The organism is Bradyrhizobium sp. U531 (genome assembly GCF_051710265.1).
GTDB lineage: Bacteria > Pseudomonadota > Alphaproteobacteria > Rhizobiales > Xanthobacteraceae > Bradyrhizobium.
Map to the genome: position 1 here is coordinate 195,515 of NZ_JASVEN010000004.1, position 24,472 is coordinate 219,986.

Annotated in this window: 22 protein-coding genes; 12 read left to right on the forward strand and 10 right to left on the reverse strand. The window is 65.7% G+C overall.

Features of this window, described 5'->3' with window-relative positions; all coding sequences use genetic code 11:
• Positions 1–15: 15 nt before the first annotated feature.
• From QRQ56_RS20505 to QRQ56_RS20515, 3 genes are all read right to left on the reverse strand, one after another.
• A complete protein-coding gene (locus tag QRQ56_RS20505) occupies positions 16–339 on the reverse strand; it encodes a hypothetical protein (protein WP_438742628.1) in 324 nt (107 codons plus the stop codon).
• A gap of 152 nt (positions 340–491) precedes the next feature.
• On the reverse strand, positions 492–1,061 hold the full coding sequence (locus QRQ56_RS20510) for a cysteine hydrolase family protein (protein ID WP_438742629.1): 570 nt from the start codon (positions 1,059–1,061) through the stop codon (positions 492–494).
• A gap of 164 nt (positions 1,062–1,225) precedes the next feature.
• The gene (locus tag QRQ56_RS20515; protein ID WP_438742630.1) at positions 1,226–1,573 is read right to left on the reverse strand and encodes a DUF3088 domain-containing protein; all 348 of its coding nucleotides are present in this window, start codon (positions 1,571–1,573) and stop codon (positions 1,226–1,228) included.
• Positions 1,574–1,686: 113 nt separating this feature from the next.
• On the opposite strand from QRQ56_RS20515, the gene QRQ56_RS20520 reads away from it, so the two are divergent.
• Together QRQ56_RS20520 and QRQ56_RS20525 are read left to right on the forward strand one after the other, a co-directional pair.
• Entirely contained in the window at positions 1,687–3,513 is a 1,827-nt protein-coding gene (locus tag QRQ56_RS20520) for an AMP-dependent synthetase/ligase (protein ID WP_438742631.1), read from the forward strand.
• A gap of 95 nt (positions 3,514–3,608) precedes the next feature.
• Positions 3,609–5,168 (forward strand): oleate hydratase, encoded by a 1,560-nt coding sequence (locus QRQ56_RS20525; protein ID WP_438742632.1) that lies wholly within the window; start codon positions 3,609–3,611, stop codon positions 5,166–5,168.
• A gap of 3 nt (positions 5,169–5,171) precedes the next feature.
• Here the strand turns inward: QRQ56_RS20525 and QRQ56_RS20530 are convergent, their stop codons facing one another.
• The 4 genes from QRQ56_RS20530 to QRQ56_RS20545 all read right to left on the reverse strand — a co-directional run bounded on the left by QRQ56_RS20530 (position 5,172) and on the right by QRQ56_RS20545 (position 9,031).
• Positions 5,172–5,768 (reverse strand): hypothetical protein, encoded by a 597-nt coding sequence (locus tag QRQ56_RS20530; protein ID WP_438742633.1) that lies wholly within the window; start codon positions 5,766–5,768, stop codon positions 5,172–5,174.
• Between the two features lie 195 nt (positions 5,769–5,963).
• Positions 5,964–7,277 carry a tetratricopeptide repeat protein gene (locus QRQ56_RS20535; RefSeq protein WP_438742634.1) on the reverse strand — a complete coding sequence of 438 codons (1,314 nt, stop codon included), beginning with the start codon at positions 7,275–7,277 and terminating at the stop codon, positions 5,964–5,966.
• Between the two features lie 17 nt (positions 7,278–7,294).
• A complete protein-coding gene (locus QRQ56_RS20540; RefSeq protein WP_438742635.1) occupies positions 7,295–8,305 on the reverse strand; it encodes an aldo/keto reductase in 1,011 nt (336 codons plus the stop codon).
• Between the two features lie 300 nt (positions 8,306–8,605).
• On the reverse strand, positions 8,606–9,031 hold the full coding sequence (locus QRQ56_RS20545) for a PaaI family thioesterase (RefSeq protein ID WP_438742636.1): 426 nt from the start codon (positions 9,029–9,031) through the stop codon (positions 8,606–8,608).
• A gap of 71 nt (positions 9,032–9,102) precedes the next feature.
• Here QRQ56_RS20545 and QRQ56_RS20550 point away from each other — a divergent pair, with 71 nt between their 5' ends.
• Together QRQ56_RS20550 and QRQ56_RS20555 are read left to right on the forward strand one after the other, a co-directional pair.
• A complete protein-coding gene (locus QRQ56_RS20550) occupies positions 9,103–9,729 on the forward strand; it encodes an NUDIX hydrolase (RefSeq protein ID WP_438742637.1) in 627 nt (208 codons plus the stop codon).
• Positions 9,730–9,782: 53 nt separating this feature from the next.
• Complete coding sequence (locus tag QRQ56_RS20555; protein WP_438742638.1) at positions 9,783–10,997, forward strand: hypothetical protein; 1,215 nt, start codon at positions 9,783–9,785, stop codon at positions 10,995–10,997.
• Positions 10,998–11,165: 168 nt separating this feature from the next.
• On the opposite strand, the gene QRQ56_RS20560 is transcribed toward QRQ56_RS20555, so the two are convergent.
• On the reverse strand, positions 11,166–11,483 hold the full coding sequence (locus tag QRQ56_RS20560) for a hypothetical protein (RefSeq protein ID WP_438742639.1): 318 nt from the start codon (positions 11,481–11,483) through the stop codon (positions 11,166–11,168).
• 194 nt (positions 11,484–11,677) lie between these two features.
• Between QRQ56_RS20560 and QRQ56_RS20565 the strand changes: the two genes are divergently transcribed.
• The 5 genes from QRQ56_RS20565 to QRQ56_RS20585 all read left to right on the forward strand — a co-directional run bounded on the left by QRQ56_RS20565 (position 11,678) and on the right by QRQ56_RS20585 (position 17,024).
• Positions 11,678–12,157: a hypothetical protein gene (locus QRQ56_RS20565; protein ID WP_438742642.1), complete on the forward strand. Its 480-nt coding sequence runs from the start codon at positions 11,678–11,680 to the stop codon at positions 12,155–12,157.
• A 333-nt stretch (positions 12,158–12,490) separates the two neighbouring features.
• On the forward strand, positions 12,491–13,438 hold the full coding sequence (locus tag QRQ56_RS20570; protein ID WP_438742644.1) for a TAXI family TRAP transporter solute-binding subunit: 948 nt from the start codon (positions 12,491–12,493) through the stop codon (positions 13,436–13,438).
• Between the two features lie 193 nt (positions 13,439–13,631).
• Positions 13,632–15,752: a TRAP transporter permease gene (locus QRQ56_RS20575; RefSeq protein WP_438742645.1), complete on the forward strand. Its 2,121-nt coding sequence runs from the start codon at positions 13,632–13,634 to the stop codon at positions 15,750–15,752.
• Positions 15,713–16,126, forward strand: a complete 414-nt coding sequence (locus QRQ56_RS20580; RefSeq protein WP_438742647.1) for a DUF1850 domain-containing protein — start codon at positions 15,713–15,715, stop codon at positions 16,124–16,126. The genes QRQ56_RS20575 and QRQ56_RS20580 overlap by 40 nt, the downstream gene beginning before the upstream one ends.
• A 91-nt stretch (positions 16,127–16,217) precedes the next feature.
• A complete protein-coding gene (locus QRQ56_RS20585; RefSeq protein WP_438742649.1) occupies positions 16,218–17,024 on the forward strand; it encodes an SDR family NAD(P)-dependent oxidoreductase in 807 nt (268 codons plus the stop codon).
• Between the two features lie 194 nt (positions 17,025–17,218).
• Here QRQ56_RS20585 and QRQ56_RS20590 read toward each other — a convergent pair whose 3' ends face one another.
• On the reverse strand, positions 17,219–17,989 hold the full coding sequence (locus QRQ56_RS20590) for a hypothetical protein (RefSeq protein WP_438742651.1): 771 nt from the start codon (positions 17,987–17,989) through the stop codon (positions 17,219–17,221).
• 126 nt (positions 17,990–18,115) lie between these two features.
• Entirely contained in the window at positions 18,116–19,693 is a 1,578-nt protein-coding gene (locus QRQ56_RS20595) for a cation:proton antiporter (protein WP_438742652.1), read from the reverse strand.
• 93 nt (positions 19,694–19,786) lie between these two features.
• Between QRQ56_RS20595 and QRQ56_RS20600 the strand changes: the two genes are divergently transcribed.
• The 3 genes from QRQ56_RS20600 (at position 19,787) to QRQ56_RS20610 (ending at position 24,372) form a co-directional block, all read left to right on the forward strand.
• On the forward strand, positions 19,787–20,551 hold the full coding sequence (locus QRQ56_RS20600) for a hypothetical protein (protein WP_438742654.1): 765 nt from the start codon (positions 19,787–19,789) through the stop codon (positions 20,549–20,551).
• Between the two features lie 188 nt (positions 20,552–20,739).
• A complete protein-coding gene (locus QRQ56_RS20605; protein WP_438742656.1) occupies positions 20,740–22,125 on the forward strand; it encodes a tetratricopeptide repeat protein in 1,386 nt (461 codons plus the stop codon).
• A 336-nt stretch (positions 22,126–22,461) separates the two neighbouring features.
• Positions 22,462–24,372: a propionyl-CoA synthetase gene (locus QRQ56_RS20610; RefSeq protein ID WP_438742658.1), complete on the forward strand. Its 1,911-nt coding sequence runs from the start codon at positions 22,462–22,464 to the stop codon at positions 24,370–24,372.
• The last annotated feature ends 100 nt before the right edge of the window (positions 24,373–24,472 follow it).

Here is a 24,472-nt window from a genome sequence, read left to right on the forward strand (position 1 = left end):
GCGGGCCTCAATGTCTTACCAGCGTCCGCCGCCGAAGCTGAACGTCACGCCGGGGCCGCCGCCGCCGTAATAGCCGTACGGTCCGCCGCCGTAATAGCCCTGGTGGCGCGGGTAATAGCCGTAGCTGCGATAGTGCGGACGGTAGTAACCGTGATGGTGGTGATGCTGGCGCCAATGATGGTGGTGGCGATGGCCGTGGTGCCGGTGCTGCGCGCTGATGTCGGTCGATTGGCCCGCTTGCGCCTTCTGCTTCGCGCTCGAACTGCCAGCCGCGTTTGCCGCCGACCCGCCGGCGAGCGCCGCAGCTCCGACCGCCATCGCGACAATGAGATACTTCATGTCATCACTCCAGTTGAATGTCGTGTGACAACAGATGGACGATGCGTGCGTTCCAGCAAGCCGCGGGCGTCGAAACGACGCAGCGCGAGGCGCTACGAATCATGCGTCGTGAGATCAATTGTCGCATCACCGCGCGGATCGCATTGCTGCCATCACTTGGCCGCGAATGACGCAATCACATCACGCGCGCTGACGATGCGGGCGAACTCGCCGTTCAGGTTCGACAGCGTCATCGCATGGATCTCCTCGGCGGAGTGCCTGTCGCCGTCGGGGCCAACGCGGTCGAACGTCCATGTCGCATCGCGCACGAGGCGCGCGTCGAAGCCGAGATTGCCGGCCATCCGCGTCGTCGTCTCCACGCAATGATTGGTGGTGGCGCCGCAGATCACGAGCGTGTCGATGCCGGCTGCGCGCAGGCGCTCCTCGAGATCGGTGCCGATGAAGGCGCTGTTGACGCGCTTGACGATGACAGGCTCGCCCGGCTGCTCGCGTGCCTCGTCCTTGACGGGATAGCCGGAGCCCTGGGGCAGGAACGAGGAATTCGGCTTGGTGCCCTCATGGCGAATGTGAAAGATCGGCGCGCCGTGGAGCCGGAACGCCTGCAGAAGATCGGCGATCCGCGCGACCGCATCCGGATTGTTGCGCCGCTTTCCCGCCGCCTCCCACTCGTCGAACGCGCGCTGGACGTCAATGACGATGAGAGCGGGGAGGGCTTGGGGCATGGAAAGACTTTCGCGCGGGGTGGTGGCGCGACTATGCGAGGCTATCGGAATTAAGCAATGCCGATCTTCCCTCGTTTTGCGACCTGTAGCCCGGATGAGCGCAGCGATATCCGGGGCCGGCCGTCCCGCATGTCGCTTCGCTCATGCGGGCTACGTTCGCGCCCTCATGGATGCGGATCGGGAAAGCCGTGGCGCTCGGAGAGTGCGGCGAGGATCGCGTCCTTGTCGGCGATGAAGGCGCGGCCCTCATGGCTGCCGGTCTGGTGCGGCGATGTCGCTCCGTCGGCCAGCACCAGGAGCGGCAGTCCCTGATTTCGTTCGCCGACCAGCGGGATCACCGGCTGCCGCGGGCGCGGCCACGCGATGCGCTCGACGTCGAGATTTGCGGCGAGTTGCGGAAACGAGGTCAAAACGCCCTCGATCAGCGCGCAATGCCAGCAATAGAACAGGCGCCCCGGAAAGGCAGGGTCCTCGAAGCCGGGGCGCAGTAGAAACAGGCGGTCGCGCGTCATGGATCGCTCCAATGCATGGCCAGCTTGCTGAAGATCAAAGTGGCGGGAACTGGCCGGCCTAGTGTCGACGCCCCACATGAGTGGGGGAATTGATCGAGTCGCGAAAGGACGCCATGACGGAGCAGATCAGTCAACCGGACGCGCTTGCCGAGGTGAGGACCTTGCCGGAGCTGTTGCGCTGGCGTGTCCGGGCGACGCCGGCGGCAGAGGCCTACCGTCATTTCGACGCGGGAGCGAAGCGCTGGGTCAGCCAGTCCTGGCGCGAGATCGATGCCGAATTCGAGCTGTGGCGACGGGCGCTGGCCGCGGAGAATTTCGCGCCCGGCGAGCGCGTCGCGATCCTGATGCCGAACGGCATTTCGCATATCGCGATGGACCAGGCGACGCTGTCGCGCGGCCTGGTCCCGGTGCCGATGCATGCCGTCGACAATCCCGACAGCGTCGCCTACGTCCTGATCGATTCCGGCGCGCTGCTTCTGTTCGTGGATACGCTCGAGCGCTGGCAGGCGATCGTGGCGACCGGCCAGCCGCTCGACCATCTCAAGCGCATCGTCTGCTCGGATGTTGGCGGGCTCGTCACGCCGGATGCGCGCATCGTCGGGCTCGATTACTGGCTCGCGCAAGCCCCCGGTGCGACGGCGCAGTTGCCTGATGTCGCGATCGCGCCGGAGGATCTCGCCGCCATCGTCTATACCTCGGGCACGACCGGGCGGCCGAAGGGCGTGATGCTGTCGCACGCCAACGTCGTCGCCAATGTGAAGGCGATCGCGCAGCGTATCGCCGCCGAACCACACGACGTCTTCCTGTCCTTCCTGCCGCTCTCGCACACCTTCGAGCGCACCGGCGGCTATTACTACCCGATCGCGGCCGGCGCCTGTGTCGCCTACGCCCGCTCGGTGCCGCAGCTCTCGGATGATCTGAAGCATGTGCGGCCGACGGTGCTGGTCTCGGTGCCCCGGATCTACGAGCGCGTCTACGCGCTGATCATGCAGCATCGCGCGTCGGCTGGCTGGATCGAGCGCGTGCTTCTCGACCTCACGATCCACGTCGGCGGCCGGCGCTTCGATGCGCGGCAGCGGCACGAAGCGCCGTCGCTGCTCGACCGTCTGTTCTGGCCGATGCTCGAGCGCCTCGTCGTCGACAAGGTGCTGGCGCAGCTCGGCGGCCGCCTGCGTGTGGCGATTTCCGGGGGAGCGCCGATCGCGGAGCCCGTCATTCGCCTGTTTCTCGCGCTGGGGCTCGACGTTCTCCAGGGCTACGGCATGACGGAGACCTCGCCGGTCGTCTCGGTGAACACCGTCGACGACAACGACCCACATTCGGTCGGCCACGTCCTCGACGGCGTCGAGGTCCGGCTGGGCGAGAACGACGAATTGCAGGTGCGTGGTCCCAGCGTGATGATCGGTTATTGGCACAAGCCGGAGGAGACGCGCCGCGTCAAGGATGCCGATGGCTGGCTTCATACCGGCGACCAAGCCCGCATCGAGAACGGGCGGATCACCATCACCGGCCGCATCAAGGACATCCTGGTGACCTCGACCGGTGAGAAGATCGCGCCGGTCGATCTGGAGACCGCGATCCTGGCCGATCCCCTGTTCGAGCAGGCGCTGGTGGTTGGCGAAAAGCGGCCGTTCCTCGCCGCGCTGGTCGTGCTGAATGCCAAAGCCTGGGTGGCGGAGAAGGAAAGGCTGGCTGCGCGCGGCCAGCAGGGCGGCGCCGCGGAGCGGGCGGCGCTGCTGGCGCGAATAGCGGCGGCCGTGAAGAGCTATCCGGCCTATGCCACTCCGCGCGCGGTGTGGTGGACGCTGGATCCATGGACCATTGCGGCAGGCCTGCTCACGCCGACGCTGAAGAACAAGCGGCCTGCGCTCGAGCGCCGCTTCGCCGACGAGATCGAACACGTTTATGCGAAGAGGCCTGCAGCGATAACGTCGACGTGATTTCGCCTCGTCCCGCGGTTGATCCAGCGCAACCTCGGTTGCTGCCTGCGGATGCAGTGTCGCCACGAAAATTCGTACGGCAATCGAGGCAAGTCATGAAGGCGTATTTCATCGGCGGTGGCATTGGATCGCTCGCGGGCGCGGCGTTCCTGATCCGCGACGCGCAGCAGGCAGGGCGTGACATCGTGATCTACGAGGCGCAGCCGCTGGTCGGCGGCAGCCTCGACGGCGCGCTGCTCGCGAACGGCGCCTATTCGCTGCGAGGCGGCCGCATGCTGACCACCGATCATTACGAGTGCACCTGGGATCTGCTCTCCAGCATTCCCTCGCTGGAGCATCCGGGCCTCAGCGTGCGCGAGGAGACCATCGCGTTCAATCTGGAGACCCCCGCGCATTCGCAGGCGCGGCTGGTCGACCGCAATCGCTTCAAGATCGACGTCTCGCATATGGGCTTTTCCGCGCGCGACCGGCTCGAGCTGCTGCGTTTGACGGAGGCCTCCGAGGAGACGCTCGGCAACAGCCGCATCACCGACTGGCTCTCGCCAAAATTCTTCGAGTCCAATTTCTGGTACATGTGGCAGACCACCTTCGCGTTCCAGCCCTGGCACAGCGCGGTGGAGCTGAAGCGCTATCTGCATCGCTTCATGAACGAGTTTCCGCGCATCGAGACGCTCGGCGGCGTCAAGCGCACCGTCTATAATCAGTATGACGCGATCGTGCGGCCGCTCGCCGACTGGCTGAAGCGGCAGGGCGTGCAGTTCGTACGCGGCACGCGCGTCACCGACATGGCGGTCGAAGACGAGAACGGACGCCTGCGGGTGCGCCAGCTCGTGCTCGATCGCGACGGCCGCATCGCCAATGTCCGGCTCGAGGAGGGCGATCTCGTGTTCTTCCAGAACGGCTCGATGACGGACGCCTCGAGCCTGGGCTCGATGACCGAGCCGCCGCCGCGCCTGACCAAGAAGGACAGTCAGGGCTGGGCGCTGTGGGAGACGATCGCGCAGGGCCGTCCCGAATTCGGCAATCCCGCCGCCTTCAACAATTCGATCCCCGAATCCTACTGGGCGTCCTTCACCGTCACCTGCCGTGACCCGCAGTTCTTCGACCGGATGGAAGCGTTCTCCGGCAACAGGGCAGGCACCGGCGGCCTCGTCACGTTCAAGGATTCGAACTGGCTGATGTCGGTCGTGCTCTATCACCAGCCGCATTTCACGGGGCAGCCGAAGAACGTGCAGGTGTTCTGGGGCTATGCGCTGCATCCCGACCGCGTCGGCAACTTCGTCGCCAAGCCGATGTCCGATTGCGGCGGCGCCGATATCCTGAAGGAATTGTGCGGCCACCTGAATTTCGAACCTGGTGTGTTCGAGGACGCGATCTGCGTTCCCTGCCGGATGCCCTACATCACCAGCATGTTCATGCCGCGCAACCTGACGGATCGGCCGCTGCCTGTGCCGAAGAACTCGGTCAACCTCGCCTTCGTCAGCCAGTTCGTGGAAATCCCCGATGACGTCGTGTTCACCGTCGAATATTCGGTGCGCGCGGCGCAGACGGCGGTCTACCAGCTGATGAAGATTGATCGCCCGGTACCGCCGATCACACGGCACGACAAATCGCTCGCGGTGATCTTCGCAACGCTGGAAAAGGCGTTCGCGTGAGGGCTACTTGAACGGATCCTGGATCGAGGGCGACGATTGCCGGATGCGGCGCACGCTCACGGGCGTACCGTCGGAGACGAACAGTAGTTCATATTGACGACCTTCGTTGTCGGTCGCCGAACAGGTGACGTCGTTCACTTTCCTGGCAGCGAAGTTTCCGGTCTGGCGGCAGAGACCGGTGGAGGTCTGCTCCGCCGGCACCGGCAGGCCGTCGACCTTGGGGCGATCCTTGGAGTTGAGCAGCATGCGGTCGATCGGCAGCTCGTAGGAATTGTCGTCCGCGCGCTTGCCGTTCTCGCCGGAGAACGACACGACGTGGTTGGCATCGGAGGGGTCGTCGACGGCGACCGCGAAATTGACGCGGCCCTTGTCGCCGTGGGCGTAGGCCACCGTCTTGCAGGCAAAGGAGCGGCCGGCGACCTTGAACGTCTTGCAATGGCCCGACATCAGCGCCAGCAGGTCGATCAAGGCGGTCTGCTGCGCCGGCGGATTCTTGACCGGAATCGGTTTGGAAGTTTCGCCAAAACAAGGACTTGCGATCGCGGCAAGCGCGGCGGTCAAACCCAGCGTGGCGGCCGGCAGAGGTCGGCAGAGGCGCATCGGAAGGCTCAAATGCCTGGGAACCACGGGCAGGTTCCGTCCGACAACCATCGAACCGCAAATTGGTTGCGATCCCGTTTGTTCTGCAAGATCCGTCTGGAATACCACCGCGCCACCCCGACGGCGATTCGCCCGCATCGCCCAAGCCGTCCGGCCGGCACTTGCCGTCAGGCCGGTGTTTTTTTCGTGGCAGAGCTAACCCGTCGCGCCCTGCCAGCGCCTGTCGCGAAGCGACGGGCGGCGATGCAGCCGGGCGTCCAGCAGGGCTCGCGCGCGCGGCAGTTCGCCGCTGCGCATCAGCGCAACGATGCAGGTGTCCTCGATCAATTCGCGCTGGGCGTGGCTGCCGCCGATCCGCACGACCTCGTCGAGGACAGGCGCGAGCGTTTGCGCGCATGCGGCGTATTTCTCATCCGCGAAAGCCTCCAGCGCGCGGAAGATCGCGGGCACCACGGGGCCGGCCGGCAGCTTGCCCTCGGCGAGCCGCTGCTCGATGGTCGCAAGCCGCGCGCCGAGCGCCGCATGGTTCTGCGTCGCCGCCGCGAACAGCGCCATGTGGACGTCGGCAAAGGACAGGCTCGATTTCGGAAACAGTTTTTGCGCGGCGGCATCGGCTTCGAGCCAGAGCTCTCTTGGCACGGCGTGCCCATAGGCCGACAGGCGCCACAGCAGCGAGGCGGCGTCGGTGACGACGTTGAGCGGCGGCGCCTGGGTGGCCGAGGGCTGGAGCACGTCGGCATACATCGCGAGCGCGCGTGCCGCATCGCCATGCTCGAGCGCGCCGAGCGCCTGGTGCCAGCGGATGTGGCCGTGCAGGAGGCCGGCGCGGTCGTAAGAGGGGATCCAGTCCTCGACCAGGCGGTCGGCGGCGTCGATCGAGCCATCCTCGAACATCGCATGCAGCACGGCGTGCGCGGCATGAGCATTGGCCCGGCGCAGGTCGAAACCACGCTCGGTGACGGCGCGGCCGCGCGCGACGTTGCCGTTCTCGGTCATCGCCCAGCCGGACATGGTGAGGAACCACCAGTCCTCGCCGTAATGCTGCGCCATGCGCTCGCACAGCTCAAACCGCGCGCGGTCGTGGTCGGCCATGCCGGAGAAGGCGAACAGGCCGAACGCGCCGAGCGGCAGCGACAGCACCAGGGCATCGCGCGGCCAGCGCTCGATGTGATTCAGCGTCGATGCGATCGCCTCCGGCAGCTTCCCCTCGATTGCCAGCGCCAGCGTCTCGACATGCGAGCGCTCGCGCTCCGTGCCGTGCTTTCCGACCAGCTCGCGTGCGAGCGCCGCCTTGCTCCGCGCCAGATCGCCCTGCTGGTAGAAGGCGTACACGCGGGCGCGGGCGATGAGGGGAAGCGCAAAATCCGGATCGGCCGCGATGGCGCGCTCCAGCGCCTCCGCCATGCCGGTCCAGCCCGCGAGCATGAGGTCGACGCCGTCGCGATAGGCGCTTGCCGCCGCATCGGATGCGGTGGAGAGCGGCAGGCCGTAGCGGTCTTCCTGTGCCATGGTCGTCTCTCGAAGGTTCAGGCGGTGCGGGCGCGGCGGCCTTCGATCGGGTAGGCGGGATCGTTGTAGCCCGGCGTCGAGGGATGGCCCGGCACGACCAGCCGGTCGATCAGCGCCTCGTCATCTCCGCCGAAGCGATAGTCGAGTGCGCTGATGTAACCGTCCCACTGCTCCTCGGTACGTGGGCCGGCGACGATCGAGGAGACGAAAGCGGAGTTGAGCACCCAGGCTACCGCGAACTGGCCGGCGGTGATGCCCTTCTTCTCGGCGTGGATCTTGATCTCCTGCGCGAGCTGCAGCGATTCCGGCCGCCACTCGGTCTGCATCATGCGGGTGTCGTTGCGTCCCGCGCGCGTCTCCTTGTCGGGAGCCGCATCCGGCCTGTACTTGCCGGCGAGCACGCCGCGCGCCAGCGGGCTGTAGGGCACGATGCCGAGGCCGTAATAGGAGCAGGCCGGGAAGTGCTCGACCTCGGGCATGCGGTTCATCGCATTGTAGTATGGCTGGCTCACCGCGGGCCGGTCGATGCCGAGCCGGTCGCAGATGTTGCAGATCTCGGCGACGCGCCAGGCGCGATAATTGGAGACGCCGAAATAGCGCACCTTGCCGGCGCGGATCAGATCGCCCATCGCGCGCACTGTTTCCTCCAGCGGCGTCGAATGGTCTTCCTTGTGCAGATAGTAGATGTCGATGTGATCGGTGCCGAGCCGCTTCAGGCTCTCGTCGGCGGCCTGCAGCACCCAGCGGCGCGACAGGCCGACGCGGTTGGGATCATTGCCCATGGGGTTGGCAAGCTTGGTCGCGAGCACCCAGGCGTGACGGTTGCCGGCAATGGCGCGGCCGACCACCTCTTCGGAGGCGCCCTTCGAATAGGCGTCGGCCGTGTCGATGAAATTGATGCCGGCGCCGTGCGCCTTGTCGATGATCCGCTTCGACGTGGCTTCATCGGTCGGCCCGCCGAACATCATCGAGCCCAGACAGATCGGCGACACTTTCAGGCCGCTGCGGCCGAGCTGACGGTATTGCATGGGCAGGTCCTCGATTTTTGTTGGGGCAGCATAACCACCCAGAACCGTCATTGCGAGCGCAGCGAAGCAATCCAGAGCTGCGTGCGCGGGGAGATCTCTGGATTGCTTCGCTGCGCTCGCAATGACGCGTGGCGGATGCCCGCCATACTCACAACTGTCATCGCCCGACTTGATCGGGCGATCCAGTATTCCAGAGGCCGTCGTGATGGAGCCGAGAAGCCGCGGCGTACTGGATTCCCCGCCTTCGCGGGGAATGACGGCGGTGGATGTGTTGGCAGCGGAGCCTGCCTAACCGCGCATCTACCCCGGCCCCTTCAAGATCTTGAACACGCCGTTCGCCATCACGATGCAGCGGCCGTCGACCGTCACCTCGGTGCTCATGAAGATCAGGCTGCGGGTCGAGCGCACGACGCGGGGGCGGGAGATCAGGATGTCACCGATCTGGCCGGCTTCGACGAAATGGGTGTCGAGCTGCACCGTCGCCATGAACTCCTTGCCGGAGGTGTAGCGGGCGGTCATGCCGCAGGTGCGGTCGGCGAAGGTCATCATCACGCCGCCCTGGACCATGCCGCGGCGATTATGGTGCTTGTCCTCGGTCGCGAGCGCGAACTCGTAATGGCCATCGACCTTGCGCTCCCACAGGGGACCGACCAGGTGCATGAAGCCCGTGGTCTCGAGGATGCTCCAGCCCTCTGATTTGAGCCTTGCGGCAACCTTGCTCGTCATCGCTCCGTCCATCCCTGCAACGCTTGTCTCTCCTCGTTTCATCAGATGCGGTCATGGTGTAGTCAAGCATCATGAGACCTTTCGGCGATGCCACCAGACGGAATATCGCAGAGGCGTGCGCGTCCTTCGCGCGGCTGCCCGACGCGGCCGAGCCGTCGGCGCTGAAGCGCGCCGCGGTGGTGCTGGCGTTGACCGAATCCGGTGACGGCGACGACACGGCCTTCCTGCTCACGAAGCGCGCGTCGAGCCTGCGATCGCATCGCGGCCAATGGGCGCTGCCCGGCGGACGCTGCGATGCCGGCGAGACGCCTGTCGAGGCGGCGCTGCGGGAGCTCGACGAGGAGCTTGCGCTCAAGCTTTCGGCCGACGCGGTGCTCGGCCTGCTCGACGATTATCCGACCCGCTCCGGCTATCTGATCACGCCGGTGGTGGTGTGGGCGGCCGACAGTGCCGCGATCAGGCCGAACCCGGACGAGGTTGCCTCCGTCCATCGCATCGCGCTCGCGACGATCGAACGCGACGAGGCCTTCGATTTCACTGCGATCCCCGAAAGCACCCGCCGCGTGATCCGCTTCCATCACCAGATGAGCTTGATCCACGCGCCGACGGCGGCCTTGATCTATCAGTTCCGCGAGGTGCTGGCGGGGCGGCACACCCGCGTGACCGAGCTGGAACAGCCGGTTTTCGCCTGGAAATGATGGTAAACGGCGCGTTAACGTGACGGTTACCGGATGCCTGCTAGGACGTTCGCATGCATCATTCGATTCGACATCGTCTTGCGCTGGTTCCCCTCGCGCTCGTCCTGCTCACGCCCGCCGCCCGCGGCGGCGAGGCCGATGCGCTGCCGCCGGCCGTCAGCAACGCCAACGCCCAGCTGCTGTCGCAGTTTTTCGCGCAAGGCGGCGCTTCGCCCGCCGTGCTCGAATATCGCCGCAAGCTCGCCGAGTACCAGGCGGCGCGCGCCGCGTTCGATGCCGAGGCCGGCGCCTATTGGAGCCAGATCTCGGAGAAGCGCAAAGGCCGCAACGCCAAGCGGCGCAGCGGCCAGCAGGTGACGCTCGACGATTACGTGCTGGAGCATCCGCCGCTCTACAACGGACCGAAGAAGCCGGTGAATCCGGAGCCGGAGGAAACGCCGGACCGGCCCGCCAAGAAGCCGATCCCCGTGGTCGCGGATTTCCTGCGCGCGGCGCAGGAGCTCTACCAGTTCACGCCGCAGCGTCCCTCCAGCGAGGTCGAGTTCAAGCGCGCCTATGCCCGCTACGCGCTCGCCTCCGGGCTGACGCGCGAGCAGGCGGTGCGGGTTTATTCGTTCGAGACCGGCGGCACCGGCAGCCACGACGTCCAGGCGGGAATCGAGCATGGCGGCAAGCGCGCGATCTCGACCGCCATGGGCTACAACCAGCTGCTGACCACCAACAGCGTCGAGCTGCTGGCCGAGCAGGGGCATGAGCTCATCCGCGCGCTCGCCGACAAGGTGGCGCGCACGTCAGGGCCGCAGCGGCAGGCGCTCGAGCACAAGCTCGCCGTCCTGAAGAAGATGGTGACGCATGCCAAGGCGGTGCCCGACACCTGGTCGGAGCACGAGAAGATCGGCAACACCTCGCAGGGCTGGGCCATGCACGCGATGGTGCTCGACATCGACGTCGGGCCGATGCTGCAGACCCACAAGCTGCTGACCTCGGTGCTGTTCGCCCGCGCCAAGGGCTACACCCGCCCGCTCACCGCGGCCGAGCTCGAGATGATGAACCTCACCGGCGACGGCACTGGGCTCGACATGGTGACCATGCCGCAGGCGATGCGCGAGCAGGTGCCGACCTCGAACTTCTTCCAGCGCGGCGGCTACGAGCGCAACCCGGTCGCGATCCGCCACAACACGGTGGCGAAGCTGCTGGCGGTGACGGACGACCGGATGGATGCGAACAGCGGCAAACCCGGCGCAAGGGAAATGGCCGGGGCGTTCTAGGGCGCTGGTGAGCTGCGGCATCCTCCGCTGTCATGCCCCGGCTCGACCGGGGCATCCAGTACGCCGCGGCCTTTCGATTCAATCACGACGGCCTCTGCAATACTGGATCACCCGCCTTCGCGGGTGATGACACCGAGAGTGTGGAAGGAGCGTTCCCGCCCGCAGGCCCTACTGATCCGGCCCGAACTTGAACTTGCCGTCGCCTTCGAGATACGGGCCGCTGCGCATGTAGAGCTGGCCGTTGTGGCCGATGAAGAACAGCGTGCCGCGCGGGACCTTCTTGGCGCCCTTCAGCAACTCGCCGGCGTTGCTGGTGCCCATCTTGTAGGAAAAGGTCTTGCCGTCCTTGTCGTAGGCGTAGCCGGTGTCGGGCTTGAGCTCCCAGGGCGTGGCCGGCGCTTGCGCGGCAGCAGGTCCGGCGAAGCCGCCGAGCAGCGTTACGAGTGCAATCGAAACAGGTGCAAATGTCTTTGTTGAAAATGCCATGATCCATCCTCCCCGCCGGTGGGGCACCGGTCTTGAACAAATCACGAACGGTATGTCCGGGTCAATTCGCGAAAGCGCCGCAGCGCATCACGTCTTGCCCAGCAGTTTGTGATTTTCCCCGCGTCCCCTCGCGACTATGTTCCGCTTTCCGTCTAGAACGCAACTCGACAAAATTATTGGTAGGGATGATTCGGATGCGCCATGTGATTAAACTCTGCTGGGCTGCTGCATTGTCACTGACGGCGCTGGCGCCGGCCGCCCGGGCCGATGACTACCAGCTCAGCCACAACCAGCGCATTTCGTGCAGCCGCGGCCTTGCTCCGGGCAAGCTGAACACCGCGACCTGCAAATCCTATACTTATCTCTTCAACACCAAGACCTCGGAATATTTCCGCTGCCAGGTCTCGCTGGCGCTGACCCGCGACAACAAGGAAGTCATCAACGTCCAGACCGACGGCGGCTGCATCAAGAAGCCGCGCATCTTCGACACCGACGGGAAATACGATTTCGACGTCACCGAGACCGAACCGCCGAACACCAACTCGTTCTTCGGCCCCGGCGGCTATTCGGTGTGGGCCGCCGACGCGACCGCGCAGAAGGTGCGCGGCTGCATCACCATCTCCTCCGGCCTCGGCTCCGACATCTCCAAGTGCCTGGACATGACCTTCCAGTGAGGGGGGCTTCTGCTCGCTTGCGGGCAGGCAATCGGATTTGAACATTCAGCAGAGGTCGTCATGCCCGGGCTTGTCCCGGGCATCCACGTCCTCCGAGCTGCGAAAAGGCGTGGATGGCCGGGACAAGCCCGGCCATGACGCTGTTGGTATCGTCTTGGCCCTGGTCCACACTTATACGATCGTCCACGCTGCGCCACCTCGCCGCACCTGTCCGGTTCCCGAATAATCGAGCCGGAACGGCCGTTTACCGCAGCCCAGCTTTATCTTTTGGATGGGTTGACCCGCATGCCTCATCCGGCCACTTTCGCGGCCGGTTTGGGGAGAACAACAACCATGAAACGGACTATTCTCGGCGCGGCTGCGGCTCTTGTTCTGGCAGCGTCGGCACCTTGCGCGCAGGCGCAATCCTTCATCAACGTGCTGACCGGAGGCACCTCGGGCGTCTACTATCCGCTCGGGGTCGCGATCGGGAAGATCTACGGCGACAAGATTCCGAACGTGAAGACGCAGGTGCAGGCCACCAAGGCGTCGGTCGAGAATCTGATCCTGCTGCAGCAGGGCCGCGGCGAGCTGGCGTTCACGCTGGGTGACTCGCTCAAGGCCGCCTGGGACGGCGAGGAGGAGGCGGGCTTCAAGACCAAACTCGACAAGCTCCGCACCATCGGTGCGATCTACCCGAACTACATCCAGATCGTCGCCACCACGGAGTCCGGCATCAAGACGCTGGCCGACCTCAAGGGCAAGAGCCTCTCGGTCGGTGCGCCCAAGTCGGGCACCGAGCTGAATTCGCGCGCGATCCTGGCCGCCGCGGGCATGAGCTACAAGGATCTTGGCAAGGTCGAGTATCTGCCGTTCGCCGAATCCGTCGACCTCATGAAGAACCGCCAGCTCGCAGCGACGCTGCAATCGGCTGGCCTCGGCGTCGCCTCGCTAAAGGATCTGTCCACCTCGAGCCCGATCACGGTGGTGTCGGTGCCGAAGGAGACCGTCGACAAGATCGGCCCGCCCTTCGTCTCCGCGATCATTCCGGCCAACACCTATACCGGCCAGGACAAGGACGTGCCGACGGCGGCCGTGATCAACTATCTCGTCACCAGCTCCGCGGTGTCGGACGATCTCGCCTATCAGATGACCAAGCTGGTCTACGAATCGCTGCCGGAATTGCAGAACGCGCACGCGGCCGGCAAGGAGATCAAGCTCGAGACCGCCGCCACCGGCAGCCCGGTTCCGTTGCACCCCGGCGCGATCCGCTATTACAAGGAAAAAGGGCTGATCAAGTAAGACTATCCCTGTCATTCCGGGGCGGCTCGCCAGAGCCGAACCCGGAATCTCGAGATTCCGGGTTCGATGCTTCGCATCGCCCCGGAATGACGGTGGAGAGAGCGTTCGCGAATGCCCGGGATCGTCCCGGGCATGACGTTTTTGGGGCCCTGTGCCAATGCTATCCGGCATGGACAGGCTGAGGACGAGATAGATGCTGGAAAAGGCAGAGGGCACTGAAGCTGCGCCCGAGAAGGTCAAGGTCGAGTTCGACAATTTCGAGCACGGTTTCCCGGAAGGCTTCGGCCCGCGCGGCTGGGGCGCGCTCGCCTATTGGATCGGCATTGCCTTCGCCACCTTCCAGCTCTATGTCGCCGCCTTCAACTATCTGCCGAGCCAGGTGGTGCGCGGCGTCCATGTCGGCTTCCTGGTCCTGCTCACCTTCGGCCTGATCGCCAACTTCACCGCGAAGAGCAATGCCGGCCGCGCGCTCGGCTGGGCGATCGGCGCTGCCGGCTTCTTCTGCGGGCTCTACCAGTGGATTTTCTACGCCGACCTGATCGCGCGCGACGGCGACCCGACGCGGCTCGATCTCGTGGTCGGCACGGTGCTGGCGGTGCTGATCTTCGAGGGCACGCGGCGCCTGATGGGCGCGGCGCTGCCGCTGATGTGCGGCGCCTGCCTCGTCTACTGGTTCTTCGGCCAGTACCTGCCGTCGCCGCTCAATCATCGCGGCTACGATTTCGATCAGATCATCACCCATCTGTCGTTCGGCACCGAAGGTTTTTACGGCGTGCCGATCTACGTCTCGGCGACCTACATCTTCCTGTTCATCCTGTTCGGCTCGTTCCTGGAACGCGCCGGCATGATCCAGCTCTTCACCGACGTCTCGCTTGGCCTGTTCGGCAGGACCCGCGGTGGCCCGGCCAAGGTTGCGGTGTTCGCCTCGGGCATGATGGGCACGATCTCCGGCTCCGGCGTTGCCAATGTCGTCACCGTCGGCCAGTTCACGATTCCGCTGATGATCCGGTTCGGCTATCGCCGCGCCTTCGCGGCGGGCGTCGAGGCCACGGCGTCGATGGGCGGGCAGATCATGCCGCCGGTGATGGGCGCGGTCGCGTTCATCATGGCCGAGACGCTCGGCGTGCAATATTCGGAGATCGTCAAGGCGGCGGCGATCCCGGCGATCCTCTATTTCGCTTCGGCGTTCTGGATGGTGCATCTGGAAGCCGGCAAGCACGGCCTCGTCGGCATGAAGCGCTCGGAGATTCCGAGCGCCTGGAAGGCGCTGGTGACGCGCTGGTACCTGGTGTTGCCGCTCGCTGCCCTGGTCTACATGCTGTTCGAAGGCTTCACGCCCCTCTATGCCGGCAGCATGGGCCTCGCGCTGACCGTGGCGCTGATCCTCGGCACCGCCATCACGACGGGCGCCTCCTCGAACGTGATCCGCATCATCTTCTGGGTCGGGCTTGCGCTGGTGGTCGGCGCGCTGTCGCGGGACGGCCTCAAGATCGTGCCGGTCGGATGCGTCGTCGTCGGTCTGATCTTGATTGCCGCTTTCGTGCGTGGCGGGTTCAAGGCCTTGCGCGAGTGCCGCGACGCGCTGGCCGAAAGCGCCAAATCCGCCATCACCGTCGGCATGGCCTGCGCCATCGTCGGCGTCATCATCGGCATGATGTCGCAGACCGGCGTCGGCACCATCTTTGGCGGCTGGGTGATCGGGCTCGGCGAAAAGAGCCTGTTCCTCGCGCTGATCATGACCATGCTGCTGTCGATTCTGCTCGGCACCGGCATCCCGACCATCCCGACCTACATCATCACCGCCGCGCTCGCCGCACCGGCGCTGGCGAAACTTGGCGTGCCGCTGATCGCGAGCCACATGTTCGCGTTCTACTACGGCATCATGGCCGACCTTTCGCCGCCGGTGGCGCTCGCCGCGCTCGCGGCGGCGCCGATCGCGAAGGAGAATCCGGACAAGATCGGCTGGGAGGCGATGCGCATCGCGCTCGCCGGCTATGTCATCCCCTTCATCTTCGTCTACTCGCCCGCGTTGATGCTGCAGGCCGGCGATCCCATGGCGGCCAAGCTCGGCTTCTACGGCGCGGTGGCCCTGGCGACGTTCAAGGCTTTGGTGGCGATCGCGCTGTTCGGCATGGTCGCGATCGGCTTTTTGTTCACGCGGCTGAACCTGATCGAGCGCCTGGTCGCGCTCGGCGCCGCGTTCTGCCTGCTCGGCGAATTTGCGTTCAGCGACACCATCGGCTTCGTGCTCGCCGCGGCGATCGTGCTGTGGCAATGGCGGCAGCGCCCGCCAGCGCCGGTCGAGGCGGTGTGAGCCTCTGCTTCGCAACGGCTTTCGGCGTGAAGACGCTGGCGCTGTCTGCGTTCACGCTCGCCTGGACGCATTCGATCGCGAAGATCGAGTGGCAGGAGGACTGGCGCGTCACGCCCGCCGGCCTCGAACTGGTGCAGGCCCGCGTCAAGGGCACCGGTCCCGGCATGGAGCCGCCGCCCGAGGCGCGGCTGGTCGGCGGCTGGTTTCAATGGCAGCCGCAGCGCGCGCCGATGCCGGAGGTCGTGCTCGGCAATTCCGGAGAGGCCGGCGAATGGCGGCTGTGCCATGACGGACAGTGTCGGACACTGTCGGAGATTGTCGGGCATTCCATTGGTGCTAACGTGACGACGATGAAGGTTTGCAACGATCCGTAGCCCGCATGAGCGGAGCGACATGCGGGACCACCGTCCCCGGATGTCGCTGCGCTCATCCGGGCTACAAGAAGAACAACAAAGGAGACACACGATGGATCGGCTCAAGGGCAAGGTTGCGATGGTGGTGGGGGCCGGCTCGATCGGTCCCGGCTGGGGCAACGGCAAGGCGACCGCGGTGACCTTCGCGCGCGAGGGTGCGCAGGTGTTTTGCGTGGACCGCAACGGCGCCGCCGCCGAAGAGACCGCGAAGATCATCACCGGCGAGGGCGGCCAGGCGACGGCGTTCACCGCCGACGTCGCGCGTCCCGCCGAGATCGAGGCGATGGTGGCGGCATGCCTGAAGGCCTATGGCCGCATCGACGTGCTCGACAACAATGTCGGTATCGCCGAAATGGGCAGCGTGGTGGAGGTCACCGAGGAGAGCTGGGACCGCGTCTTCAGCGTCAACCTCAAGAGCGCCTATTTTGCCATGAAGCACGTCATTCCCGTCATGGTGAAGCAGGGCGGCGGCTCGATCATCAACATCTCCTCGATCGCCTCGATTCGGCACATGGGCATCTCCTACGTCACCTACGGCACCTCGAAGGCGGCGATGAACCAGATGACGCGCACCACCGCGATCGAGTTCGCGCGCCATCATGTGCGCGTCAACGCGATCCTGCCCGGCCTGATGAAGACGCCGATGGTCGAGCATTCCGCAGGGCTCGCGAACAGCTACGCCAAGGGCGATGTCGAGGCGATGTGGCGCGCCCGCGACGCACAGGTGCCGATGGGCCACATGGGCGATGCCTTCGACGTCGCTAACGCCGCGTTGTTCCTGGCCTCGGACGAGTCGAAATATGTGACGGGGATCGAGCTCGTGGTCGACGGCGGGATCACGTGCAAGGCGGGGGCTTGAAGCAATACCGCTAGAAACCGTCATCCTGAGGTGCGAGGCGCGCGATGCAGAGCATCGCGCGGGGAGCCTCGAAGGATGAGCGGCCCCGTTGCGGCAGCTGGGCCGTCGCCCTTCGAGGGCCGCTGAAGAAGCGGCCACCTCAGGGTGACGGATTGCATGGGAGCTTGCGGGACGACAGCGGAGTGTTTGGCGACCTACTGCGCCAGCGCAAGAATCCCGCCGGCGAACGAATGCCAGGCCGCGCTCTCGCTGACCGGCCAGTTCAGCACCTTCACCGCCAGCAGCGCGAGCGTGCCGTAGATGTAGACCGGATGCACGCGGCCCTCGGCGCGCCAGTCGCGCACCATGGCGACGACAAGCAGCAGCGAGGCGACGACGGCCGGCGCGATCGTCACCGGCACCGGCGGCGGGCCGGGCGGCCCGGGAGGCGCCAGGAAGGTCAGGAACCAGCGCGCGATCGCGGCGTCGAGGATGGAGACCGCGGCGAGCAGCATCAGCCGCTTGTGAATCTCGGGCTTGCGTGTGTTCATGATCGCCAGCACGAACACGATCGCGAAGAACGCGATGCCGCTCATCGGCACGATCGAGAAGCCGATGCCAGCCTCGCGCTGCCCGAGGGCGGCGGAATGCTGCATCACATGTACGGAAGCGAGGAAGCCGAAGATCGTCATCGCGGTCGCGAGCGACACGCCGGCGATGCCGAGCGATCGGTGATTGACCACGCGGCCCGAGGCCGCGAGCCAGGTCTGCAGCACGAAATAAAGTGACCAGGTGAAGAACAAGAATCCGTGAAAATGAATCACCGGACTTGCGGACAGCGTCCGGTGGGCGAGCGGCACCCAATAGGTCGGTGCGAAGCCGAGAAACGCAGTGGCTGCGCAGGCCAGGGCCATGTGGAGATAAAAATATCGTGCAGGCGCCGCATCACGCGCGCGTACACGACGGTCGTCGATCAGGGTCGTCATCAGGAGTGAGTCTGGGAGGGCAGGGTTTGGTTCAACGCTCGCCGTTCATGCGGGCTGTCGTCCCGGATCTGCGCGCGCCTGGGGCGCGCTTGTCCGGGACGACACCGAGTTTGTGGTTGCGCTACCTCAGCCCCCCGCGCTCAATTCTGCGCGATCGAGCTCCTCCTCGACCCGGTGGAAGGCGTCGTCGCCGATCACCTCGGTGGCGCGCAGCGCGACGATCGATTTGCGCGCGGCCTCGATGGCGCGGCGGCGCAGGGGATCGGCGGGCAGCTCGCCACTGGCGATGCCGCCATTGGGATCGTTTTCCGTCTGCATCAGGATCGCCCGATATTCGAGCCGCAGGATCTCCGCCTCTTCCGACGGATCGCTTTCGATCGCATCGAGCGCGGCGCGATAGGCCACGGCGCGTGCATGCGCGACCTCGGTGCCGACGGGATCGTCGTCCTTGAGACCGAATGCCAGGATCAGCGGCCGCAGCGTCAGGCCCTGGATCACCAGCGATCCCAGCACCACCGCGAACGCGATGAAGACGATGAAGTCGCGATAGGGAAAATTCTCCGGCAGCGCGAACGCGGTCGCGAGCGTGACGAGACCGCGCATGCCGCACCAGGAGATGATGAGGCCGCCCTTGGGCGAGGCGACGGCCCGCGGGTCTTTCGGGTGATAGATCCCCTGCGCGACCAGCACGCGCAGGATGGTGCGATAGAACGTCACCCAGAGCAGGCGGACCAGCACCACGGTGAGCAGGATCCAGGCCGCGGCCACGCAATATTCCCAGCGTATGTCGGCATCGAGCCGCGTCCAGATCGGCCGCATCTGCATGCCGATCAGCATGAAGGCGAGCACGTTGAGCACGAACACCATGGTTTCCCAGACCGCATAGGACGGGACCCGCAGCCGCGCCGGCATGCGCAAGCCGGCGGACCGCGCCATCGCCATGGCATAGACAACGATGGTGAGAATGCCGGAGAGGCCGAGATGCTCGGCGGCGATCCAGACCATGAAGGTGGTCGCGAATTGCACGATGATCACGCTCGGCGCTTCCGTCACGCGCTCCATGATCGGCGGGATGAGGCGGGCTGCGAGCAGGCCGGCGACGACGCTGCCGACCAAAGCGAGCGCCATGGTCGGCGCGACCTGGCTCCATGTCAGATGCTCGGTGGCGACCGCGCCGACCGCTATGCGATAGATCAGGAGCGCGCTGGCATCGTTGAGCAGGCTTTCGCCTTCCAAAACCTTCACCATGCGGTGAGGCAGCTTGACCTGGCTCAGGATCGCGACCGCCGCGGCTGCGTCGGGCGGCGCCACGATGGCGCCGAGTGCGACCGCGGCGGCCCACGGCATCTCGGGCATCAGCCGGTGCGCGACGAAAGCGACGCCGGCCGTGGTCAGGCCGACCGCGGCGACGACCAGGGTGGAGACCGGAACCCAATTGTTGCGCAGATCGCGCAGCGAGGTGTCGAAGGCGGCATCGAGCAGGACCGGTGCGACAAAAAGGGCCAAAGCGAGGTCCGGCTCCAGTGTCCAGGACGGGCTGGAGGGCACGAAGGCGATCAGCGCGCCGCCGATGGCGAGAAAGGTCGGGTAGGGGACCTTGATCCGCCGCGCCAGCGCCGATAAGGCAACGGCGCCGAGCAGCAGAACGATGATCCATTCGAATGTCGACACGATGATCCCCGAAACCGATGTGAGCGGCGCCACAAGCTAGCACCAATCCGGCCGTATGATGGATAGTACGGCCCCGAGGCAAGACGTAAGACAAGACCGAAAGCAAGGCTTCCGACTGCAGTGAACATGCGTTTTCAAAAATGGGTTCGATCGTCAGGTGCCGCGCTGCTGTGCGCGCTCTCGCTCGGCGCGGCAGAGGCCGCGACCGGGGGCGAGCCGGCCGCGGTGATACAGGTCGACGTCGCGTCGTGCCTCGCGGCGACCGCGGCCGACGATCTGGACAAGGCCGCCACCGCCTGCGCCGCCGTGATCGACAGCGAGAAGACGGCGAAGGGGGATCTGGTCAAGGCGCTGGTCGCGCGCGCGGCGCTTTACGCGCGGCACGACCAGATCGACCGCGCCATCGCCGACGACAGCCGCGCGCTCCAGCTCGATCCCACGCTTGCCGACATCTTCAACGCGCGCGGCGAGCTCTGGCTCAGGAAGGGCGACAAGCCCAGGGCGGTGCAGGATTTCGGTGCGGCGCTAAAGATCGATCCGAATCACGAGAAGGCCAAGGCCAATCACAAGGCGATGGCGCGCGAGATCGAGCGGATCGGCGCGCAGATGGCGGTCGCGGGCAAGCCCAGTTTCAATTGCGCCCGGGCGCGCCGCCCGGTGGAGAAGGCGATCTGCGCCAATCGCGACCTCGCCGATCTCGATCGCGAGATCTACGGATCGCATCTGCGCGTGCTGCGCGAAGCGCAGAGCCCGGCCGAGGCAGGCAAGATCCAGCGCGAGCAGGACGATTTCATCGCGCGCAGGAACGCCGGATACGGCCGGCCGGGCTTTGACCTGAAGAAGGCGATGCAGGACCGGCTGCAGCGGATCAACGGGGTCGACGGGTATTGAGGCTCGCTGCTCCAAGAGAGTTCGTCATGCCCGGGCTTGTCCGGGGCATCCACGTTCTTTCTGTCCCGGGGGCTAGACGTGGATGGCCGGGACAAGCCCGGCCATGACGGCGTCGACGGGCCCGCATTGAACCCATCCCTTTCCCGCCGCGACAATGGTGAAAACCTGACGTCACGGAGCACTCCACCATGTGCGGCTCGTCTTTTTCCGCGCAAGCGCTTTCGCCTGCCAAGATATCGCTTCGCGCCTTCTTCCTCGGCGCGGCCGTGAGCTTCGCGCTCGCTTGTCCCGCCTCCGCCGGCACCGATTGCGTGATGGGCAGCAAGGTGGCTCCCGCGGAGCTGATCCCGGCCTGCAGCCCCATCATCGACCAGACCTCGAATGCGACGGCCGATCGCACGGCGGCGCTGCTGGTCCGTGCCGACGCCAATGCGCGCATCTCGGGTGGTCTCACCCAGGCCCTGCGGGACATCGATCGCGCCATCGCGCTTGACGGCAAGAATGCAAAAGCCTGGCGCCTGCGCGGCGACCTCTTGCGCGAGGCCGGCGGCGATCTCAATCGCGCCGCGGCCGACCTCGGCAAGGCGATCGAGCTCGATCCGGCGGATGCGGAAGCTTACGCGCTGCGTGGCGTCGTCTACACCAATCAGCGCCGGCTCGACCGCGCGCTCGCCGACTACGACCAGGCGATCAAGCTGAAGCCGGATTATGCGCAAGCCTGGTCCGATCGCGGCGCGACCTATTATCTCGGTGGCGACAACGACAAGGCGATCAAGAATTTCGACGAGGCCTTGCGGCTCGATCCGGAGCGAGCCCGCACTTATTCGAACCGCGGCGCGGCCTGGAAGAAGCTCGGCCAGTACGACAAATCTGTCGCCGACAATAGCGAGGCGATCAGGCTCGATCCGAAGCAGCCGGAATATTTCGACAATCGCGGCCTCGCCTATGCCGCCATGGGCGAGTACGACAAGGCCATCGCCGATTACGACCAGGCGATCCGGCGCGAGCAGCGCGCGAACTTCCTGACCAACCGCGGCGATTCCTACCAGTTCAAAGGCGAGCTCGGCGCAGCCTTGAGCGACTATGACGCCGCGCTCAAGCTCGATCCGAACTTCGCGAAGACCTACAACAACCGCGCCGTGCTCTACAAGAAAATGAGCGAGCGCGCGAAGGCGCTGGCCGATTACGAGACGGCCCTGCGGCTCGATCCCGCCAACGACAATGCCGCGAGCGGTCGCCGCGTCATGATCGCCGAGATTGCGAAATTCGGCACCGAACCGCCGCGGGCGCTGAACGCGCCGTCCGGCAACGGTCCCTCCTTCGCATGCGCGACCGCCAGGCGCGAGGTTGAGAAGGTGATCTGCGCCGATCCGCAACTCGGCGTGCTCGACCGCCAGATCGCCGAGACCTATGAGCGCGTGCTGAAGGCGGCGAGCAAGCGTGCGGCCGGCGATCTGCGCAAAACCCAGCGTGATTTCCTCAGCCTCCGCAATGCCAGCTTCGGCCGCCCTGGCTATGATCTGAAGAAGGTGATGCAGGAGCGCTTGCAGAAGCTGAGCGAGATGGAGAGCTGAGGCGCGCTCTTCGCCTCTCCCCGCTTGCGGGGAGAGGCCGGAATTTGCAAAGCAAATTCCGGGTGAGGGGGACTCTCCGCGGGTCCAGCTATCACCGTCCCTGAGGAGACTCCCCCTCACCCCAACCCTCTCCCCGCAAGCGGGGCGAGGGAGTAAACCGTCGCCGCGGTAGTTGCTATGCCTTCTTCAAGAGCCCCATCCTTTTCAGCTTGAACCGCAGCCAGTTCCCGGGAAAATAGCGCCAAACAAGGCCGGCAATTGATCCTGGTCATGGCGGGGCGCCTGCCCTGCCACGAGGGTCGGGGCCAGGCCAAGAAAGGGAACGGGAGCGCGGGAATGAATGTCCAGGGCAAGAGTCTCTATCACGAGGTCTACGCGCGCTCGCTCGCCGACCCCAAGGGCTTCTGGGCCGAGGCGGCGAAGGAGATCGACTGGATCGAGCCGCCCAAGACGATCTTCGATCCCGGCCAGGGAACCTACGGCCGCTGGTTCGCCGGCGGTGTCGTCAATACCTGCTACAACGCGCTGGACCGCCATGTCGAACGCGGCCGTGCCGACCAGGTCGCGCTGATCCACGATTCGCCGCTCGCGGGCAGCGTCACCCGGTTGACCTATGCCGAACTGCTGAACGAGGTGCAGGCGCTTGGCGCCATCATGCAGGATTTCGGCGTCGCCAAGGGCGATCGCGTCATCCTCTATATGCCGATGGTGCCGGAGGCCGTGGTCGCGATGCTCGCCTGCGCGCGGATCGGTGCGGTGCACTCGGTGGTGTTCGGCGGCTTTGCCGCCAAGGAGCTCGCCACCCGCATCGACGATGCACAGCCCAAGCTCATTCTCTCCGCAAGCTGCGGCATCGAGCCGGGGCGCATCGTGCAGTACAAGCCGCTGCTCGACGAGGCGATCAAGCTGGCCGGCAGCAAGCCGAAAGCCTGCATCGTGCTGCAGCGTCCGCAGCTCACCTGCGATCTGACCCCCGGCCGGGACTACGATTGGGCGAGCCTGCGCCGCAAGGCGCTGAACGACGGCAAGAAGGCACCTTGCGTGCCCGTTGCCGCCACCGATCCGCTCTACATTCTCTACACTTCGGGCACCACGGGCATCCCGAAGGGCGTCGTGCGCGACAATGGCGGCCATCTCGTCGCGGTGAAATGGTCGATGTTCAACCTCTATGGCGTCAAGCCGGGTGAGGTGTGGTGGTGCGGCTCCGACATCGGCTGGGTGGTCGGCCACAGCTACATCGTCTACGGCCCGCTGCTGCATGGCGCGACGACGATCATGTACGAGGGCAAACCGGTCGGCACGCCCGATGCCGGTGCGTTCTGGCGTGTGATCTCGGAGCACAAGGCGGTTGCGTTTTTCACCGCGCCGACGGCGTTCCGCGCGATCCGGAAGGACGATCCGGAAGGACAATTCATCCGGCAATACGATCTCTCGAAATTCCGCACGCTCTTCTTGGCCGGCGAGCGCGCCGATCCGCCGACCGTCGAGTGGGCGGAGCAACAGTTGAAGGTGCCGGTGATCGACCATTGGTGGCAGACCGAGACTGGCTGGTGCATCGCCGGCAACCCGGTCGGGCTCGGCATGCTGCCGGTGAAGCACGGCTCGCCGACGGTGCCGATGCCGGGCTATCAGGTCGACGTGGTGGACGAGGCGGCAAGGCCGGTGGGGCCCAACACCATGGGCTCGATCGTCATCAAGCTGCCGATGCCGCCGGGCTGCCTGCCGACGCTGTGGAATCAGGATGCGCGCTTCAAGGAAGCGTATTTGAGCGAATTCCCGGGCTATTACAAAACCTCGGACGCCGGCTACAAGGACGAGGACGGCTATGTCTTCGTGATGGGCCGCACCGACGACATCATCAACGTCGCCGGCCATCGGCTCTCCACCGGCGGCATGGAGGAGATCCTGGCCTCGCATTCCGACGTCGCCGAATGCGCCGTGCTCGGCGTCAAGGACGCCATCAAGGGCGAGGTGCCCTGCGGCTTCCTGGTGCTCAAGGCCGGCGTGAAACGCGCGCCCGCCGAGATCGAGAAGGAGATCATCGCGCTGGTACGCGACAAGCTCGGCCCGGTCGCCGCCTTCAAGCTCGCCATCACCGTCGGCCGCCTGCCCAAGACGCGCTCCGGCAAGATCCTTCGCGGCACCATCAAGAAGATCGCCGACGGCGAATCCTGGACCATGCCGGCGACCATCGAGGATCCCAAGGCGCTGGACGAGATCGGAGAGGCGCTGAAGGGGCGGGTGTGAGGCTCGGTGTCATGCCCGCAAGGCGAGACATCGCCTCTCCACTTGCCCCAGTCATCACCCGCGAAGGCGGGTGATCCAGTACTCCGTGGCCGAAATTGTG